18 protein-coding genes are annotated in these 17,106 nt (G+C 74.0%); 11 read left to right on the top strand and 7 right to left on the bottom strand.

Going from position 1 to position 17,106, the window contains the following annotated elements:
* Window positions 1-45 precede the first annotated feature (45 nt).
* The 8 genes from KYT88_RS00845 to KYT88_RS00810 all read left to right on the top strand — a co-directional run bounded on the left by KYT88_RS00845 (window position 46) and on the right by KYT88_RS00810 (window position 9,920).
* Window positions 46-1,701, top strand: coding sequence for an ABC transporter substrate-binding protein (locus KYT88_RS00845; RefSeq protein ID WP_182480730.1), 1,656 nt, complete (start codon window positions 46-48; stop codon window positions 1,699-1,701).
* Window positions 1,698-2,717, top strand: a complete 1,020-nt coding sequence (locus KYT88_RS00840) for an ABC transporter permease (protein WP_043582972.1) — start codon at window positions 1,698-1,700, stop codon at window positions 2,715-2,717. The genes KYT88_RS00845 and KYT88_RS00840 overlap by 4 nt, the downstream gene beginning before the upstream one ends.
* Before the next feature lie 47 nt (window positions 2,718-2,764).
* The gene (locus KYT88_RS00835; RefSeq protein WP_237583724.1) at window positions 2,765-3,595 is read left to right on the top strand and encodes an ABC transporter permease; all 831 of its coding nucleotides are present in this window, start codon (window positions 2,765-2,767) and stop codon (window positions 3,593-3,595) included.
* A complete protein-coding gene (locus tag KYT88_RS00830) occupies window positions 3,592-5,331 on the top strand; it encodes a dipeptide ABC transporter ATP-binding protein (RefSeq protein WP_043582968.1) in 1,740 nt (579 codons plus the stop codon). The genes KYT88_RS00835 and KYT88_RS00830 overlap by 4 nt, the downstream gene beginning before the upstream one ends.
* Window positions 5,328-7,388, top strand: coding sequence for a CocE/NonD family hydrolase (locus KYT88_RS00825; protein WP_051629159.1), 2,061 nt, complete (start codon window positions 5,328-5,330; stop codon window positions 7,386-7,388). The genes KYT88_RS00830 and KYT88_RS00825 overlap by 4 nt, the downstream gene beginning before the upstream one ends.
* A complete protein-coding gene (locus KYT88_RS00820) occupies window positions 7,385-8,068 on the top strand; it encodes a TetR/AcrR family transcriptional regulator (protein WP_043582967.1) in 684 nt (227 codons plus the stop codon). The genes KYT88_RS00825 and KYT88_RS00820 overlap by 4 nt, the downstream gene beginning before the upstream one ends.
* An 80-nt stretch (window positions 8,069-8,148) precedes the next feature.
* The gene (locus KYT88_RS00815) at window positions 8,149-9,108 is read left to right on the top strand and encodes an acetylxylan esterase (RefSeq protein ID WP_043582966.1); all 960 of its coding nucleotides are present in this window, start codon (window positions 8,149-8,151) and stop codon (window positions 9,106-9,108) included.
* A 134-nt stretch (window positions 9,109-9,242) separates the two neighbouring features.
* Entirely contained in the window at window positions 9,243-9,920 is a 678-nt protein-coding gene (locus KYT88_RS00810) for a hypothetical protein (RefSeq protein ID WP_237583723.1), read from the top strand.
* Window positions 9,921-9,957: 37 nt separating this feature from the next.
* Here the strand turns inward: KYT88_RS00810 and KYT88_RS00805 are convergent, their stop codons facing one another.
* The 4 genes from KYT88_RS00805 to KYT88_RS00790 all read right to left on the bottom strand — a co-directional run bounded on the left by KYT88_RS00805 (window position 9,958) and on the right by KYT88_RS00790 (window position 12,894).
* On the bottom strand, window positions 9,958-11,103 hold the full coding sequence (locus tag KYT88_RS00805; RefSeq protein ID WP_043582964.1) for an FAD-dependent oxidoreductase: 1,146 nt from the start codon (window positions 11,101-11,103) through the stop codon (window positions 9,958-9,960).
* A gap of 96 nt (window positions 11,104-11,199) precedes the next feature.
* Complete coding sequence (locus KYT88_RS00800) at window positions 11,200-11,394, bottom strand: hypothetical protein (RefSeq protein ID WP_043582963.1); 195 nt, start codon at window positions 11,392-11,394, stop codon at window positions 11,200-11,202.
* Window positions 11,387-11,623, bottom strand: a complete 237-nt coding sequence (locus tag KYT88_RS00795; protein ID WP_043582962.1) for a hypothetical protein — start codon at window positions 11,621-11,623, stop codon at window positions 11,387-11,389. Before KYT88_RS00795 ends, KYT88_RS00800 begins: the two co-directional genes overlap by 8 nt.
* A gap of 86 nt (window positions 11,624-11,709) precedes the next feature.
* Entirely contained in the window at window positions 11,710-12,894 is a 1,185-nt protein-coding gene (locus KYT88_RS00790; RefSeq protein ID WP_043582960.1) for a glycosyltransferase, read from the bottom strand.
* A gap of 84 nt (window positions 12,895-12,978) precedes the next feature.
* Here KYT88_RS00790 and KYT88_RS00785 point away from each other — a divergent pair, with 84 nt between their 5' ends.
* The 3 genes from KYT88_RS00785 (at window position 12,979) to KYT88_RS00775 (ending at window position 15,234) form a co-directional block, all read left to right on the top strand.
* The gene (locus KYT88_RS00785) at window positions 12,979-13,641 is read left to right on the top strand and encodes an HAD-IA family hydrolase (protein WP_043582957.1); all 663 of its coding nucleotides are present in this window, start codon (window positions 12,979-12,981) and stop codon (window positions 13,639-13,641) included.
* A gap of 131 nt (window positions 13,642-13,772) precedes the next feature.
* Window positions 13,773-14,480, top strand: a complete 708-nt coding sequence (locus tag KYT88_RS00780; protein WP_147362461.1) for a hypothetical protein — start codon at window positions 13,773-13,775, stop codon at window positions 14,478-14,480.
* 169 nt (window positions 14,481-14,649) lie between these two features.
* Window positions 14,650-15,234, top strand: a complete 585-nt coding sequence (locus tag KYT88_RS00775) for a GNAT family N-acetyltransferase (protein WP_043582953.1) — start codon at window positions 14,650-14,652, stop codon at window positions 15,232-15,234.
* 12 nt (window positions 15,235-15,246) lie between these two features.
* Here KYT88_RS00775 and KYT88_RS00770 read toward each other — a convergent pair whose 3' ends face one another.
* The 3 genes from KYT88_RS00770 to KYT88_RS00760 form a co-directional block, all read right to left on the bottom strand.
* Window positions 15,247-15,831 (bottom strand): YdeI/OmpD-associated family protein, encoded by a 585-nt coding sequence (locus KYT88_RS00770; protein ID WP_043582949.1) that lies wholly within the window; start codon window positions 15,829-15,831, stop codon window positions 15,247-15,249.
* A gap of 8 nt (window positions 15,832-15,839) precedes the next feature.
* Window positions 15,840-16,139, bottom strand: coding sequence for a rhodanese-like domain-containing protein (locus KYT88_RS00765; protein ID WP_043582947.1), 300 nt, complete (start codon window positions 16,137-16,139; stop codon window positions 15,840-15,842).
* 107 nt (window positions 16,140-16,246) lie between these two features.
* On the bottom strand, window positions 16,247-16,939 hold the full coding sequence (locus tag KYT88_RS00760) for a response regulator (protein ID WP_051629158.1): 693 nt from the start codon (window positions 16,937-16,939) through the stop codon (window positions 16,247-16,249).
* Window positions 16,940-17,106: the final 167 nt, after the last annotated feature.

Genomic DNA, 17,106 nt, shown 5'->3' with positions numbered 1-17,106 from the left:
CTCGCCTATCGTTCACCTGAACGATAACGAGGAGGGCCCGTCCCGATGCCATCGATCGTCACCACCCGCACCGCATTCGCGGACGCGAGCTCCCGCACCATCCGCATCGCCGACCGTGCCGCGCGACCCGGCCACCCGAGCACCCCCAGCCGCCGCGCCGTCCTCGCGGGCACCGCCGGGATCGCCGGCCTCGGCCTGCTCGCGCTCACCGGATGCAGCACGGGCGCGAGCAGCACCACCATCCCCGAGGCCGCCGCGACCGGCACGCCCGTGCAGGGCGGTCGCCTCCGCGTCGCGCGTCCGGCCGCATCCGCCGCGGAGACCCTCGACTCCGCGAGCTCCCTCTCGGCGTACGAGTACCTCGGCGCCCTCTACAACCGGCTCGTGAAGCTGGACGAGAAGGGCGTGACGGTCCCCGACCTCGCGGAGGAGTGGTCGGCGTCGCCCGACGGCGTCACCTGGACCTTCCGCCTCCGCCGCGACGTGCGCTTCCACGACGGCACGCGCTTCACGGCAGCCGACGCGATCGCCTCCATCCAGCACGTCATCGATCCCGCGACGGCCTCCCCGCAGGGCGGCGTGCTCGGCGACATGCTCGATCCGGGCAGCATGTCGGCGCCGGATCCGCACACCCTCGTCTTCCAGCTGAAGACCCCCAACGCGGAGTTCCCGTCGCTGCTCACGGCGTACCAGTGCTACATCGTGCCGGCCGACGCGATCGCCACCATCGGGAGCACGGGCATCGGCACGGGGCCGTTCCGCCTCTCGTCCTTCCACCCGGCGGGATCCGGCAGCGTCGAGGCCTTCGAGGACCACTTCGCCGGCCGGCCGGTGCTCGACGGCATCGACTTCTCCTCCATCCAGGACACGACCGCCCGCGTGAACGCGCTGCTCGCCGGGCAGATCGACCTCATCTCGCAGACCAACCTCGACTTCGCGACCGCCCGGGTCGTCTCCGCGTCGAGCCGGGCCACGGTCGCGCGGGTCGAGAACGCGCAGTGGTACACGATCCCGATGCTCGCCACGAGCGCCGAGTTCCAGGATCCGCTCGTGCGCCAGGCCATGAAGCTCGCGTACGACCCCGAGCAGATCCTCGCGACCGCGCTGCAGGGCACGGGCACCGCGGGCTGGGACAACCCCGTGCCGCCGTCGCTCGCCGCGTTCGTCGACGTCGAGCGCGCGTACGACCCCGACCAGGCGAAGGCGCTGCTCGCGAAGGCGGGCGTGCCGGGGCTGCGGACGACGATCCACACGTCCAGCTACGAGTCGGTGTTCACGCCCATGGCGGTCGCCTACCGCGACCAGGTGAAGGCCGCGGGCATCGACCTCACGGTCACGAACGCCTCCTCGGACTCGTACTACACGGAGATCTGGATGCAGAAGCCGCTCATGGTGAGCTACTGGTTCACCGGCCGGCCCATCGACCAGCTGCTCAACCAGATCTTCCGCACCGGCTCCTCCTACAACGAGAGCGCGTGGTCGAACCCGACCTTCGACGCGCTCCTCGACGACGCCCGCGCCACGATGGACGACGCGAAGCGGCTGATGCTCTACCAGGACGCCCAGCGGATCGTCGTGGAGGACAGCGCCGACATGACGCCCATGTTCGGCGACCGGCTCGTGGGCATCTCCCGCGACGTCGTGAACTACCGCGAGTTCGGCTTCGAGTTCGACCACCTCACGATCGGATTCCGCCGATGAACGTCTCCGCGCAGGTCGCCCGCCGCCTGGGCACCGCGATCCTCACGATCGTGCTGGCCTCGCTGTTCGTGTTCCTCGCGATCCAGCTGCTGCCCGGCGACGTGGCCCAGCAGCTCCTCGGCCAGGACGCGACGCCCGAGGCGGTCGCGACGCTGCGCGAATCGCTCGGGCTCGACCGGAACGTGTGGCTCCGCTACGGCGACTGGCTGCTCGGTGCCGCGCGCGGCGACTTCGGCACCTCGCTCGTGAGCGGGGATCCGGTCGGGCCGGCGCTCCTCGTCGCGTTCCGCAACAGCATGCTCATCGCGGTGCCGGCGATGCTCGTCGGCGTGACGCTGTCGCTCGTGCTCGGCGTCGTCGCGGGCGTGCGCCGCGGACGCACGAGCGACTCGGTGATCAGCGTCGTGAGCCTCGTGGTGATGAGCGTCCCCGAGTTCATGGTCGCGACCGTGCTCGTGCTGCTGTTCGCCATCACGATCCCCGTCTTCCCCGCCGTGGTCCTCCGCGGGAGCGACGCCACGATCGCCGAGCTGCTGCCCTCGGTGGCGCTGCCGGTGATCGTGCTGACGCTCGCCATGGCGGCCTACATCGTGCGCACCATGCGCTCCTCGACCATCGACGTGATGGCCTCCGAGTTCGTCACGACGGCCGAGCTCAAGGGGCTCACGACCCGGCAGGTGGTGTGGCGGCACGCGGTGCCGAGCGCGCTGCTGCCGACGCTCAACGTCGTGGCGCTCAACGTCGCGTGGCTGCTCGGCGGCGTGGTCGTTGTGGAGAACGTCTTCAACTACCCGGGCATGGGCAAGCTCATGCTCGAGTCCGTCTTCACGCGCGACCTGCCGACGATCCAGGCCATCGCGCTGCTGAGCGCCGCCGTGTACGTGATCTGCAACCTCGCGGCCGACCTCATCGCCCTCGCGCTGGATCCGCGGCTCCGCACGAGGCAGAGCGCGCGCCGCACCCGGCCCGCCCGATCCGCCGCCCGAACCAGCCCCCGACGGAAGGCCCGCGCATGACCGCGACGCCCCTGCCCACCCGCCGAGGCGGCCGCCTACGCGGGTGGATGACACCGCTCGGGGCGTCGACGGCGCTCTCCGTGGGGCTCGCGATCATCGCGATCCACGTCGTGCTCGCCGTGCTCGCGCCGTGGATCGCCGGGCACGACCCGGTCGCGACCGACTCGACCGACGTGCTCTCCGGCACGACGTGGGCGCACTGGCTCGGCACCGACCAGTACGGCCGCGACGTGCTCTCCCGCACGCTCAACGGCGGCCGGTACGCGCTCGTCGTGACCTTCCTCGCGACCACGATCGCCGTCGCGGTCGGCACGGTCGTCGGCTGCGTCACGGCCTACGCGGAGGGCTGGCTCGACGAGGTCGTGATGCGGATCGTGGACGCGCTGCTGAGCGTGCCGTCGATCCTGGCGCTGCTCGTGGTGGTGACGGTGTTCGGATCCGGCCTCTGGGTGATCGTGCTCGCGGTGACCGTCGTCTACGCACCCGCCGTGACGCGGGTGGTGCGCGGTGCCGCGCGGACCGTGATCACGCAGGACTACGTCACGGCGGCACGCGCCCGCGGCGAGCGCCCGCTGAGCATCGTGTTCCGCGAGATCCTCCCGAACGTGCTCGACGTCGTGCTCGTGGAGTACGCGATGCGGGCCTCGTGGATCGTGCTGCTGATCTCCTCGCTCTCCTTCCTCGGCTTCGGCGCGAACCCGCCGACGCCCGACTGGGGGCTCATGGTGCAGGAGAACCGCACCGCCCTCACGGTCGTGCCGCTCGGCACGCTCGCGCCGATCGTGGCGCTCGCGACCCTCGTGGTCGGCCTCAACCTCAGCGCCGACGGGCTCAGCAAGTCGCTCGGCGTCGACCGCGCCCAGAGGGGGATCGCATGATGCCCGGCAACGTCGAAGACACCCTGACCGGCCAGGTGCGGCTCGGCACCGTCGTCCGCGTCGCCGACCTGGCGATCTCCTACGCGGCCGGGAGCACCGCCGTGCCCGTGGTCCGCGGGGTGAGCTTCGAGATCCGCGCCGGGCGCGCGCTCGGGCTCGTCGGGGAGTCGGGCAGCGGGAAGTCCACGGTCGCGCGGACGCTGCTCGCGCACCTGCGCCGCGGATCCCGCATCGTGGGCGGATCCGTCGAGGTCGCCGGCGACGACGTGTTCGCCCTCTCCCCCGCCGCGACGCGAGAGCTGCGCGGCGGCACCGCGGCGGTCGTCGCGCAGAACGCCGGCCAGGCGCTCACGCCCTCCATGCGCGTCGGCCGCCAGCTCCGCGAGGCGCTCGAGAGCCACGGCCTGCCGAGCGAGGACGAGCGGGTCGAGGAGCTGATCCGGCTCGTGCGCCTGCCCGACCCCGCGACCATCGTGCGGCGGTACCCGCACCAGCTCTCCGGCGGGCAGCAGCAGCGCATCGCGATCGCCATGGCCGTCGCCGCGCGCCCCCGGGTGCTCGTGCTCGACGAGCCGACGACCGCCCTCGACGTCGTGACGCAGGCGGCGGTGCTGACCCTGATCCGCGACCTCGCCCGCGAGCTCGGCATGGCGGTGCTGCTCGTCAGCCACGACCTCGGCGTCGTCTCGACGATGGTCGACGAGATCGCCGTGATGCGCGACGGCGTGATCGTGGAGCACCGGCCGACCGCGGAGCTGTTCGCGTCGCCGGAGCACGCGTACACGCGGGAGCTGCTGGCGGCGATCCCGGGCGGCCCCGGCGCCGCGGCCCCGGCCACGGCCCCGGCTGAGGGCCAGGTGGCCCCGATGGTCGTCGCCGACGGCCTCGTCGTCCGCTACGCGCGCGGCCTCCCGCCCGCCGTGTCCGACGTGTCGTTCACCATCGCGCCGCGCGAGACCCTCGCGGTCGTCGGCGAGTCCGGCAGCGGCAAGACCACGCTCGCGACGGCCCTCGCGGGTCTGGTGCCCACCGAGTCCGGCACGTTCCGCTTCCAGGGCGACAGGGTCGAGGGCGACCTGACCTCCGCGGTCGCGGGTCGCTCGCCCGCGCTCCGGCGCGCGGTGCAGCTCGTCTTCCAGAACGCGGACACCTCGCTCAACCCGCGGCGGACCGTCGGCGCGGCGATCGCGCGGCCGCTCAAGCTCTTCACGGGCCGGGCCTCGGCCGAGCGCGTGGGCGAGATCCTCACCGAGGTCGGGCTGTCGCCGGACTTCGCGGCGCGGCTCCCGAACCAGCTCTCGGGCGGGCAGCGGCAGCGCGTCGGGATCGCCCGCGCGCTGGCCGCGGATCCGCAGCTCGTCATCGCGGACGAGATCACGACCGCGCTCGACGTGCGCGTGCAGGCCGAGATCCTGGATCTCCTCGCCGGCCTGCAGCGCGACAAGGGCCTCAGCTGCCTCTTCATCAGCCACGACCTCGCCGTCGTGCGCGGCGTCGCCGACCGCGTGGCCGTGATGACCGGCGGGCGGATCGTGGAGATCGGCCCGACCGAGCGCGTGTTCGGCGGGCCGAACCACCCGTACACGCGGCAGCTGCTCGCCGCGACGCTCGAGCCCGGCGCCACCGAGCTGCCGGCGGTCGAGGACGTGACGGCCACCTGGCGCGACGCGGCAGGCGGAGGGTGGCGGGAGCTCGGCGACGGGCACCGGATCCGGGACTGGGAGGACGCACGATGACCGACGCCGCACACGAGACGAACGCGACCGAGGCCGAAGCCGAGGCCGGCGACGGCGTGACGCATCGCGACGTATGGATCCCGATGCCCGACGGCACGCACCTCCACGCCCGCGTCTGGGCGCCCTCGAGCGGCGAACCCGTCCCCGCGTTGCTCGAGTACCTCCCCTACCGGCTCGACGACTGGACCGCCCCGCGCGACAGCGAGCGGCACCCCTGGTACGCGGCGCACGGCTACGCGTCCGTCCGCGTCGACATCCGCGGCACCGGATCCTCCGACGGCCTGTTCGTCGACGAGTACTCCGCGCAGGAGCTCGACGACGGCGTCGCGGTGATCGAGTGGATCGCCGCGCAGGACTGGTGCACGGGCGCGGTCGGGATCTTCGGGATCTCCTGGGGCGGCTTCAACGGCTTGCAGCTCGCGGCCCGCGCGCCCGAGGCCCTGAAGGCCGTCGTCACGGTGTGCTCGACCGACGACCGCTTCGACAACGACGTGCACTACATGGGCGGCGCGGTGCTCGGCATCGACATGGCCGCGTGGGGCGCGACGATGTTCGCATTCAACTCCCGTCCGCCGCGGCCCGAGGTCGTGGGCGACGGCTGGGTGGAGCGCTGGCGCGAGCGCCTCGAGTCGAACCGGCCGATGACGCCGACCTGGCTCGCGCACCAGGAGCGCGACGACTACTGGCGGCACGGCAGCGTGTGCGAGGACTACTCCTCGATCGACGCGGCCGTGCTCGCGGTCGGCGGCTGGGCGGATCCGTACCGCGACGCCGTGCTGCGCCTCGTGGAGAACCTGCCCGGCCCCGCGAAGGGCATCGTCGGCCCGTGGTCGCACCAGTACCCGGACCGCGGCCTCGCGCCGGGCCCGTCGATCGGCTTCCTGCAGGAGACGCTGCGCTGGTGGGACCGCTGGCTGAAGGGCGTCGACACCGGGGTGGAGGCGGATCCCGCGCTCCGCGCCTTCCTCAGCGACTCCGAGCCGCCCGCCACGAGCTACCCCGAGCGCACCGGGCGCTGGGTCGCCGCCGAGTCGTGGCCGCCGCCCGCGTCGGTCGCCGCGCAGCCCGTGCTGCCGCTCTCCGCGTTCCACGGGCCGGCCGCCGCGGGCGACGCCGTCGTGGTCCGCTCGCCGCAGCGCACCGGGCTCGACGCGGGCCGCTTCTTCCCGTTCGGCAACCCGACCGACCTGCCGCCGGACCAGCGCGCCGAGGACGGCCTCTCCGTCTGCTTCGACCTGCTGCTCGACGAGCCGCTCGACGTGCTCGGCAACGTGCTCGTCCACCTCGCGGTCACGAGCGACCTGCCCGACGCGAACCTCGTGGTGCGGCTCTGCGACGTGGCGCCCGACGGGTCGTCCACCCTGATCACGCGCGGCGCGCTGAACCTGAACACGCGGATCGACCGGGCCCGGATCGACCCGATGGTGCCGGGCGAGGAGGAGACCGTGCGCGTGCCGCTCGTCTCCACCGGGCACGCGTTCCCGGTCGGGCACCGGCTGCGGATCGCGGTGTCGTCGGCGTACTGGCCGTGGATCTGGCCGCACGCCCGCGAGGCGACGCTCGCCGTCGCGCCCTCCCGCAGCTCCGTGACCCTGCCCGTCTGGACGCGCACCGAGGACGACGGCGTGCGCTTCGAGGAGGCCGAGCAGTCGACGCCGATCGCGATCGAGCGGATCCCCGACGACTCCGGCCTGCCCGAGCGCAGCGTCACCCACGACGTCGCGACCGGCGAGTGGACGCTCGACGTCGACCCCGGCTACGGCGGATCACGGATCTACCCCGACGGCCTCGTCTTCACCGAGTCGAGCCGCGAGACGTACCGGATCACCGACGGCGACCCGACCTCGGCCGTCGCCGAGTCGCGCTGGGCGATCGGGCTCGAGCAGCCGACCTGGCGCGCGCGCCTGGAGACGACCTCGCGCGTGACCGCCGACGAGGACGCGTTCCGCGTCGTGAACACGCTCAAGGCCTGGGCGCGCGAGGGCGGCCCGGATGCGCCCGAGGTGCTCGTCGCCGACCGCGTGTTCGACGACCTCGTGCCGCGGACCTCCGCGTGAGCGCGGGCACGGGCACGAGCTCGACCGCCGGCACGACCGCCGCGACCGCGACCCGCCGCGGCGGCAAGCGCGAGAAGCCCGAGGTGCGGCGCGCGATGATCGTCGAGGCCGCGCGCGCCGTGATCCTCCGCCGGGGCCTCACCGCCACCGGGCTCCGCGACATCGCGGCCGAGGGCGACGTCTCGGTCGGCACCGTGACGTACCACTTCTCGAGCGTGGCGGAGATCCTCGACGAGGTCGTCGTGCTCGAGACCGACCGCTTCTACGCCTCGATCGTCGAGGAGGTGGACGCCGAGCCGGATGCCGTGCACGGCATCCGCATGCTGGTCGAGCCGCTCTTCGCCGGCACCGACGCCTCCGAGGCCCACTGGCGCCTCTGGTCGGACTACTGGACCGCCGTGGCGCGCCAGCCCGGGCTGTCCGCCGACCGGCTGGAGCGCATCCGCGTCTGGGAGGCGTGCCTCGTCCGCACGATCCGCCGCGGCGTCGTGGGCGGCGTCTTCCGGACGGTGGACGCGGCCGAGGTCGCGCTCAAGCTCGCGGCCTACAGCGACGGCATCGCCACGCAGCTCTCGCAGAAGGTGCCCGGCCTCGACCACGCGCGGGCGCTCGAGTGGATCTGGACCTTCCTCGACCACGAGCTCGCCGATCCCGCCGCCGGGGAGCCGCTCTTCCGCTGACCGGGGCATGATGAGCGAGGCGACGCGGCCCGACGGCACGCGGACGCCGACCCGCCCACCGCCGAACGCCCGGAGGATCCATGCTCATCGAACCCGTCGACGCCGCCCGCGCGCACGTCAGCAGCCACGTCGACCCGGACGACTTCGACGCCTTCTGGGCCGAGACCCTCGCCGAGGCCGCGCAGCACGACCTCGACGTGCGGCTCGCGCCGGTCGAGACCGACCTCGCGCTCGTCGACGTGCAGGACGTGACCTTCGCGGGATCCGGCGGCACGGACGTGCGCGCCTGGCTCCGCACCCCCGCGGGCGCGACCGGCCCGCTGCCCACCGTCGTCTCCTTCGTCGGCTACGGCGGCGGTCGCGGTCGCGCCGAGGAGACGCTGATCTACGCGGCCGCCGGCTTCGCGCACCTCCAGATGGACACGCGCGGCCAGGGCTCGTACTGGAGCGCCGGCGACACGGCCGACCACGGCGAGGCCGGGCCCGCGATCCCCGGCTTCATGACCCGCGGCATCGCGTCCCGCGAGACCTACTACTACCGCCGCCTCTTCACCGACGCGGTGCGGGCGGTCGACGTGGCGCGGTCGCTCGACGTCGTGGATCCCGCGCGCATCGCCGTGCAGGGCGGCAGCCAGGGCGGCGGCATGGCCCTCGCGGTCGCCGGCCTGCGCGACGACATCGCGGCCGTCTCCGCCTACGTGCCCTTCCTCTGCGACATCGAGCGGGCGACGCACATCACCGACGCGTACCCGTACCACGAGGTCGTCGACTACCTGAAGACGCACCGGGGTCGCGGCGCGGACGTGCACGCCGTGCTGCGGTACTTCGACGGCGTCGCGTTCTCGCGCCGTGCCACCGCGCCCGCCCGCTTCTCGGTCGGCCTCATGGACGCGACCTGCCCGCCCTCCACCGTCTACGGCGCCTTCAACTCCTACGCCGGCGAGAAGGAGATCGTCGAGTGGGAGTACAACGGCCACGACGGGGGCGGCATCGACGACGAGCTCGGCACGCTCGCGTTCCTGCGGCGCCGGATGGGGTGACGGCTGCCGGACGCCGATCACCGGTGACGCCCGCGGATCGGCACGGGGATGGGGGCGCGGCCCGCCCCGACGTCGGCCGTTCCGCGTAATCTGGGAACACCTCGCCGGTGGAGCGAGCGGACCGGGAGGACGTCATGCCCCGGCCCCGCATCCGCCCCGCCAAGCCCTCCAAGCCCGGTGCCCCGCCGCCGTCCGTGGCCGCCCGCGTCGCCGCGGATCCGGCGCAGAAGGAGGTGCTCGTCGAGGAGGCGCTGCTCCTCGTGGGCGTCGCGCTGCGGATCCAGATGGTGAACCTGATCATCCTGCGCACGCTCCGGGAGCGCCGCCCCTACGACGAGGAGTCGCTCATCGAGGCGCTCCGCGGCGAGCTGGCCGAGCTCATCGGCGAGAAGCGCGGCGAGGCGGAGCGGCTGCGGATGGCCCGCGACCGCGCGGCGCTGCGCGACGGCAAGGGACGCCGGCCCGACGACTACCGCGAGGGCGACGTGCCCGGTCTCCGGCTGCGCGCCGAGATCGCCGAGGAGATGGTCGAGCGGCTCGGCGCCCTCGCGCGCGACCCGGAGGCGCTCCGCGAGGTGCTGGTCATCGCGCGCGACTCGGCGCTCGAGCAGATCGTGCGCGCGCGCCTCACCCCGCAGCTGCTGCCCGGCGCGTTCCCCGAGGAGGGCCGCGACGACCGCGTCGGCGAGCTGCGCGCCGAGCTGGCGCGGCTGGCGGCGGGTCGGGATCGGGCGGCCGAGCGCGCCGAGGAGCGGGCTCCGGCGCGGACCCGCGTGCGCACCGGCGGCCGGGGGCGCCCGCAGAAGGTCTGACGCTCCGCGCTCGGGTGGCTGTCGGCGACCCAGCCCCTCAGGGCGCGAGCGCGAATCGCGGCTCGACGCGCTCGCCGGTCGCCGCGTTCGCCGCGAGGCTGCCGATGAGCGGCGCGAACTTGGCGCCGTGGCCGGAGCAGGGCGAGACGATCGTGATCCCGTCCACCCGGTCGATCAGGAAGTCCTCGGTGGGCGTGCTCGTGAAGAGGCACGTCGCCTCCGCGTACGGCACGGGCTCGACGCCCGGCAGGTTCCGGCGCACCCAGTCGACGACGCGGGCGCGGTTGGCCGGATCCACGCGGCCGTCCTGGTGCGCGGCCGACGGGATCACGCGCCCGCCGTCGAACTCGGCGACCTTGTGGCCGCGGTGGTCGGCGTCGCGGCCGCCGGGCAGCGCGTAGACCTGCATGCGCTCGTCCATGTGGATGGAGGTCGGGACGGCCCGCGCGGGCGGCCCGTCCACGTACGGGAAGTGGAACACCTGCTCCTGCCGCACGCGCAGCGGCGGGATGCGGTCGAGCGCGGCACGCGGCAGCGGCAGCGCGCCGCCGAGCAGCTCGGGCAGCCAGGCGCCGGCGCCCACGACCACGCTGTCGCCCTCGACCCGGCGGCCGTCATCGGAGGTCACGGCGAAGCCCGCGCCGATCCGCTCGACGGACACCGCCTCCCAGCCCCCGTGCACGACGGCGCCGTGCGCGACGGCGAGGTCGAGCATCGTGCGCACCGCGGTCTCGGCGTCGATCACGCCCGCGGCCGGGTGGAACAGCACGTCGGAGTCGAAGGACATCTCCGGCCAGCGCGCCTCGGCCTCGCGCGCGGTCATCAGCTCGTGCTCGATGCCGACGCGCTCCAGCACGCGCGCGAGCTCGGCGGGGCGGCGCACGAGGCCGGAGTCGACGGATCCGGTCGGGGTCACGAGCCGCGCGCCCGTGGTGCGCTCGAGGCGGTCCCAGAGGACGCGGGCGTCGCGCACGAGGCGCACGTAGAAGGGGTCGTCGTAGGCGTAGCGGAGGATGCGCGCGGATCCGTGCGAGCTGCCGAGCATGCCCGCCGGCCGGTCGCGCTCCAGCACCGTGACCTCGTGCCCGCGGCTCGCGAGCTGCCAGGCGGTGGCCGCCCCCGCGAGCCCCGCGCCGATGACGACATGGTGCGATGCGCGCCCGCGCCCGGTGGATCCCGCCATGCCCCCAGGCTACGTGCGGCCCGCGGCGGTCGGCTGGGCCCGGCGGGAGCCGTAACCGGTGGTGCCACTGACGGGCAGCCGCCGACGGCACGCCCCTTAGGGCAGGAAGAAGCCGATCAGCAACGCGCCCCAGCCCACCGCGCCGAACGCGAAGGCCGTGAGGTACATGCGCCTCGTGGGCGTCCTGTTGTCGACCATCCCGTACGCCATGACGCGGACGAAGCCGATCATGAAGCCGACCAGGCCGACGATGCCCACCACGAGGAGCACCTTCTCCACGACGTCAGGCACGGGTCCGCCTCCGCAGCCGGACCGCGCGGACGACCGCCCATCCCAGTCCCGCGAGGCCGAGGATCGCGAAGAGGCACGCGCCGAACCAGGCGGGCGTCCCGCCCGCACGACCGCTCGGCGTGGACAGGTCGGGGACGAGCCCCACGATCAGCAGCCCCAGCATCAGCGTGAAGCCGGCGATGCCCGCGAGCGTCCGGCCCCTGGCCGCCTCGGCGTCGTCGTCGCGCATGCCGTCCCCCTCGCGTGGTCGCGCCCGACGCCGGCCGCTCCCCCCATCGTGCCCGACGCGTGGAGGTCCGTCGCACGGGTCCCGCGTCAGCGACCCGCGAGCGCCTCGAAGGCCGGGAGCGCCTCTGCCGCCGGGGGCAGGGCCGCGATCTGGTCGCGGATCCGGCCGGCCGCGTCCGCGAAGGACGGCTCGTCCCGGATCCCGCGGACCGCGTCGGCGATCTCCTGGGGCGTCGCCGTCGCCGCGTCCAGCATGCGGCCGACCCCGAGCTGCGCGATCCGCTCGCCGTTCAGCCGCTGATCGGCGCCCATGGGCAGCACGACGAGCGGGACCCCGGCGGCGAGCGCGCCGGCGACGGTCCCGGATCCGCCGTGCGTGATCACGACGTCCACGCGATCCAGCACCGCGCCCTGGGGCACGTAGTCCTCGAGGCGGCGGCGCGGGGTCGCGCCGGGGAAGGTCGCGGGATCCACGCACGGCCCGACCGTCGCCAGCACCCGCGCCTCGGTGGTCGCGAGGCCGTCGAGGATGCGGTGCAGCAGGTCCCCCGAGCGCGTGTTGAACTGCGTGCCGAGGGTCGCGTAGACGCGCCAGGGCTCGTCGCCCGCGGCGAGCCAGCGCACGGCCGGGTGGTCGTCTGCCGTCTCGGGCGCCTCCGGTCGCACCCGCAGCACGGACCGCGGCGCCTGCTCCGCGCCGGACGCCGCGCCCTGCCCCGCACCGGCCACGGACTCCGGGAACGGCACGACGAGGAGGTCGCCCGCGAGCATGGCGAGCCCGGGATCCGGCGCGAGCCCCGCCTCCGCCCGCAGCGCATCCAGCGCGTGCGCCACCGACGGCCGCCAGCCCGCGTACGCCGAGGCGGTCACCTCCACCACGACGACCGGCACCCCCGCGCGCTCCGCGGCCACCATCGCGCCGAAGTCGAACTCGTCGCAGACGACGAGGGACGGGGCCCAGTCGGCGATGGCATCGTCCACGCTCCGCGCGGCCGTCCGCGCCGCCTCGCCCAGGAACACCTCCTCCACCCGCGCGTACGGCCGCCGCGGATCCGCGACCACGAGGCGACCGGTGCCCCGCTCGGTGCGCGCCGCCCCGGTGTCGCTCGGGAACAGGGGCGCGAAGTCCGCCCGCCCCGCCACGTTCTCGCGCGGCCCGGCGAGGGCCGTCTCGTGACCCCGCGCGCGTGCGGCGCGGGCGAAGGGCAGCAGGGGGTTCAGGTGGCCCTGACCGCGCGCGAAGGAGAACAGGATCCGGAGCGGAAGGGGCATGGCACCACGATCGCCCGTGCTCGCGGATACGGGAGCACCCTCTCCACATCGGCTCGCCGTCCGCCCGTCCGCGAGACTGGACGCATGTCCTCCCCCGTCACGCTCACCGCCCGCGCGCTCCTCCTCGACATGGACGGGACGCTCGTCGACTCGACCGCGCTCGTCGAGGAGATCTGGACGATGCTCGCCGTGCGCTTCGGCCACGACCCGGCCGACCTCCTGCGGCGGATCCACGGCGTGCGCGCCGCCGACAGCATCGCCCGGTTCGCGCCCGCCGGCAGCGACGTGCCCGCGCTCCTCGCCGAGCTCGACCGGCTCGAGCTCGACGGGAGCCCGGCGACCGTCGAGATCCCGGGAGCCCGCGACCTCGTGGCCGCGCTGCCGGCGGGATCCCACGCCCTCGTCACGAGCGCCGGCCGCGAGCTCGCGCGCGCCCGCCTCGCCGGCGCCGGCGTCCGCGTGCCCGACCTGCTCGTCACCGCCGAGGACGTCGCGAACGGCAAGCCGCACCCGGACGGCTACCTGCTCGCGGCGGAGCGCCTGGGGGTCGACCCCGCGGACGCGATCGTCTACGAGGACGCCGAGGCCGGGATCCGCGCGGGCCTCGCCGCGGGCATGCGCGTGGTCGTCGTCGGCGACCACGCGAGCGACGCGACCGTCGGCCTCCCCCGCGTCCACGACCACCGCGGCACGACGGTCGAGGTCCGCGACGGGATCCTGACGCTGACGCTCGGCACCGCCGACTGAGGACCGAGCAGTCTCGTCAGTCGTTCGTCTGACGTTGGCCGGCTGGACACCATGACCCCCATCCGGGGGGCACGGGTGCGCCCTAGGTTCCGAGGGCGGCGATGTACGCCGCTCATAGAGAGAGGAACCGCATGTCAAGCATGCGCCGGACCCGCACCACCCGCTCCATCTTCACCGCGGTCGCCATCGGCGCCGTCGCCGCCGTCGGACTCGTCGTCGCCGCTCCCGGCAGCGGCGCATTCGCGACCGGCAACCCCAACTCCCCCGAGGCCCGAGTCGGCCACTCGATCGAGAGCGGACACCTGCTCGACGACGTCACGTCGGGCAGGATCACCGAGGCCGACGTCCTCCACGCGGCGAAGACCGGCATCGAGGTGAACGGGCAGCACATCGACAACTGGATGAGCCTGTCGCCCGAGCAGACCGCCGCAGCCGACGCGCAGACCGCGAGCCTCCGCGCTGCTGCCGCGTCCGACCCCAAGATGGCCGCCTCCCTGGAGAGCGCGAAGGCCGCGCTCCACGCCTCGCCGACCGCGGACGACATCTCGGCCTCAGCCACCACCGGCGGCTCGATCGCGGAGTCGAAGCACTGGTACAACCACCTCACCCACTGGACGACGCTGTACATCAACCACGACTGGCTCCGTGGCCTCATCGGGGCCGGCGCCGCCGTGGCCACCGCTGCCGTCTGCTCCTTCTTCGCGATCGACGGGCCGGCCTGCGCGCTCGTCGGCGGGTTCATGACCGGCGTGATCGTCGCGGTCAGCACGGGCCACGCTCCGTGCAGCAAGGGCATCTACATCAAGCTCCCCGACACCTGGAACTCGCACTGCGAGTAGTGGCGAGCGGGCGATCGGTGCGCTGATCCGCGGGCCACGGCACGGCGACGACGCCGTTCCCGACGCCGACGGACAGCACCACGGAGGGCCGGGCGGCAGGATCATCTCCCGCCCGGCCCTCCCGCGTGCCACCACCCGTCCGGCCTCTCGGCCCTGGCACCATGGCCGCATGGGGTGGACGGACGCGGGAGACCCGCAGCGGTACGGCGCGGGGATCCTGCAGGGCGAGCGGATCCGGCTGCGGGCGCTCGAGGACGCCGACCTCCCCGACCTCGTGCGCTGGTGGCGGGATCCGGAGTGGGCGGTGCTCCAGCAGCTCACGGTGCGCCCGCGGCCCGAGGGCGACGTCGCGGAGATGTTCCGGAAGTGGAGCGACAACGAGCCCGCCGGCGCGGTGGGGTTCTGCGTGACCGACCGGATCTCCGGCCGACTCGTCGGCCACGTCACGCTCTTCGGCGCGAAGCTGCTGACGCGCGCGGCCACGCTCACCGTCATGATCGGATCCGAGCACACGGGCTCCGGCTACGGCACCGACGCCGTCCGCACGCTCGTCGACTACGGCTTCCGCGAGATGGGGCTGAACCGGATCGAGCTGCACGTCTTCGCGTACAACGCCCGCGCCCGCGCGACCTACCGGAAGGTCGGCTTCGTCGAGGAGGGCGTGCTCCGCGAGACGGTCTTCCACGACGGCGCGTTCCACGACGAGGTCGTCATGTCGGTGCTGGCGCGCGACTGGTTCGCCGATCGCTCCTGATCCGCCGCCTCGTCACTGCGGGTGCGGCGTCTCCCCGCGCTCGAGCATCGCGACGAGCTTCGCGAGCCGGTTCGCGCGGACGGTCGGGTTCGGCGCGGTCGACACCCGGTGGATCACGGCGTAGCGGTTGACCTTGGACAGCGTCGCGAAGGTCGCGGCCGCGGCGGGCGACGCGGCGAGCGCGGCCGTCAGGTCAGCGGGCTCGGCCGCCGACGCCTGGCCCGCGTAGGCGCGCTCCCACCGGCCGTCGGCCTGCGCGCGCTCCACCTCGCGGACCCCGGCCGGACGCATCCGGCCCTCCGCGGTGAGCGTCGCGACGAGTCCGATGTTGCGCTCCGACCACAGCGACGCCTTCCGCCTGGGGGTGAAGCGGCGGCGGAAGATCCGCTCGTCGATGCTCGCGGTCTGCCCGTCGATCCATCCGCTGCACAGCGCCTCGTCGAGGGCCTCTGCGTAGATGAGCGAGGTCGGATCCGTCGTGCCCTTCTTCGCGAGCACCAGCCACACGCCGTCGGACGTCTCCTCGTGCGCGTCGAGCCAGGCGCGCCACGCGGCCCGGTCGGGGACGGTGAGGAGGTCGTGCGCGGCGGCGGGCATGGATCCGCCTACGAGCAGTCGACGGGGTGCCCCGCGGAGCTCCACGCGCTCGTGCCGCCCTCGACGTCGACCGCGTCGATGCCGCGGCCCGCGAGCGCCTCGGTCGCGCGCGCGCTGCGCCCACCGGACTGGCAGATCACGTGCACGGGACCATCGGTCGGCACCTCGTCGACGCGCGCGTCGAGCTGCGACATGGGCAGGTTGACTGCGCCGGGCGCGTGGCCCGCGGCGTACTCGTCGGGCTCGCGCACGTCGATGAGGACGGGCGAGTCCAGGGCGGCGAGCTGGTCGACGGTGATGCGGCTCATGCGGGTGCTCCTCGGGTGTCGGTGTGCCCAGTCTCGCGCGTCCTCACCAGAGCAAGCCAGGGAGCCCCGTCGACGGACGACGCGGCGGCGGGGGACGGCGATGGCCCTCAGCGCGATCCGGCCTCCGATCGCGCCTCGTGGTGAGTGAGGTCCACGACACCGTGGCGGACGGCGTGGATGAGCACCTGCACACGGTCCCGCACGTCCCACTTGGTCATGACCCGACTGAGGTTCGCCTTGATCGTGGGCTCCGAGAGGTGCAGCTCGCCGGCGATCTCGGCGTTGGACATGCCCCGGCCGATGAGGCGGACGATCGAGTCCTCGCGCGGCGTCAGCGGCTCATGGGCCGAGGTGGACGGGGAGCCGGTGGCCGGTTCGTCGCGGAGGGATAGGATCAGGTCGCGCGTGATCCGCGGCGACATGACGGAGCGGCCCGCCCGCACCTCGCGGATGGCATGCAGGATGTCGTCCGGCTCGCTGTCCTTGACCAGGTAGCCGGAGGCCCCGCCCCGCAACGCGGGCACCACGTGCCGCTCCGACGAGAACGTCGTCACGGCGAGTACGCGCGTGTCGGGCAGCATCGCCGTGATCCGCCGGGTCGCCTCCATGCCGCCCATGCGCGGCATCTGCAGGTCCATCAGCACGACGTCCGGGCGCAACTCCTCCGCCGCGCGGACGGCGAGCACGCCGTCGCTCGCCTCGCCCACCACGGTCATGCCGGGGTCGGACTGCACGAAGATGCGCAGCGCATGCCGCACCAGCGCCTCGTCGTCGGCGATGAGGACGCGGATGGGATCCATGTCGCGAGTGTATGCGGCCGCTCGTCGCCGACCGCCATACGCAAGTCTCGCGATCCGCGACCTTCGGATGCATCGCGGTCGACGCCCCCGCAGCCACGCTTCTCGAGAGCCACGGAGAAGGGGACGACGATGCAGGCACTGCTGGCGCTCATGGAGATCATCCGGCC

The sequence above is a fragment of the Clavibacter sp. A6099 genome, from assembly GCF_021919125.1.
GTDB classification, from domain to species: Bacteria; Actinomycetota; Actinomycetes; order Actinomycetales; family Microbacteriaceae; genus Clavibacter; species Clavibacter seminis.
The sequence above is the reverse complement of the archived record's forward strand: the minus strand, read 5'-3'. Positions and strand labels throughout refer to the sequence as shown.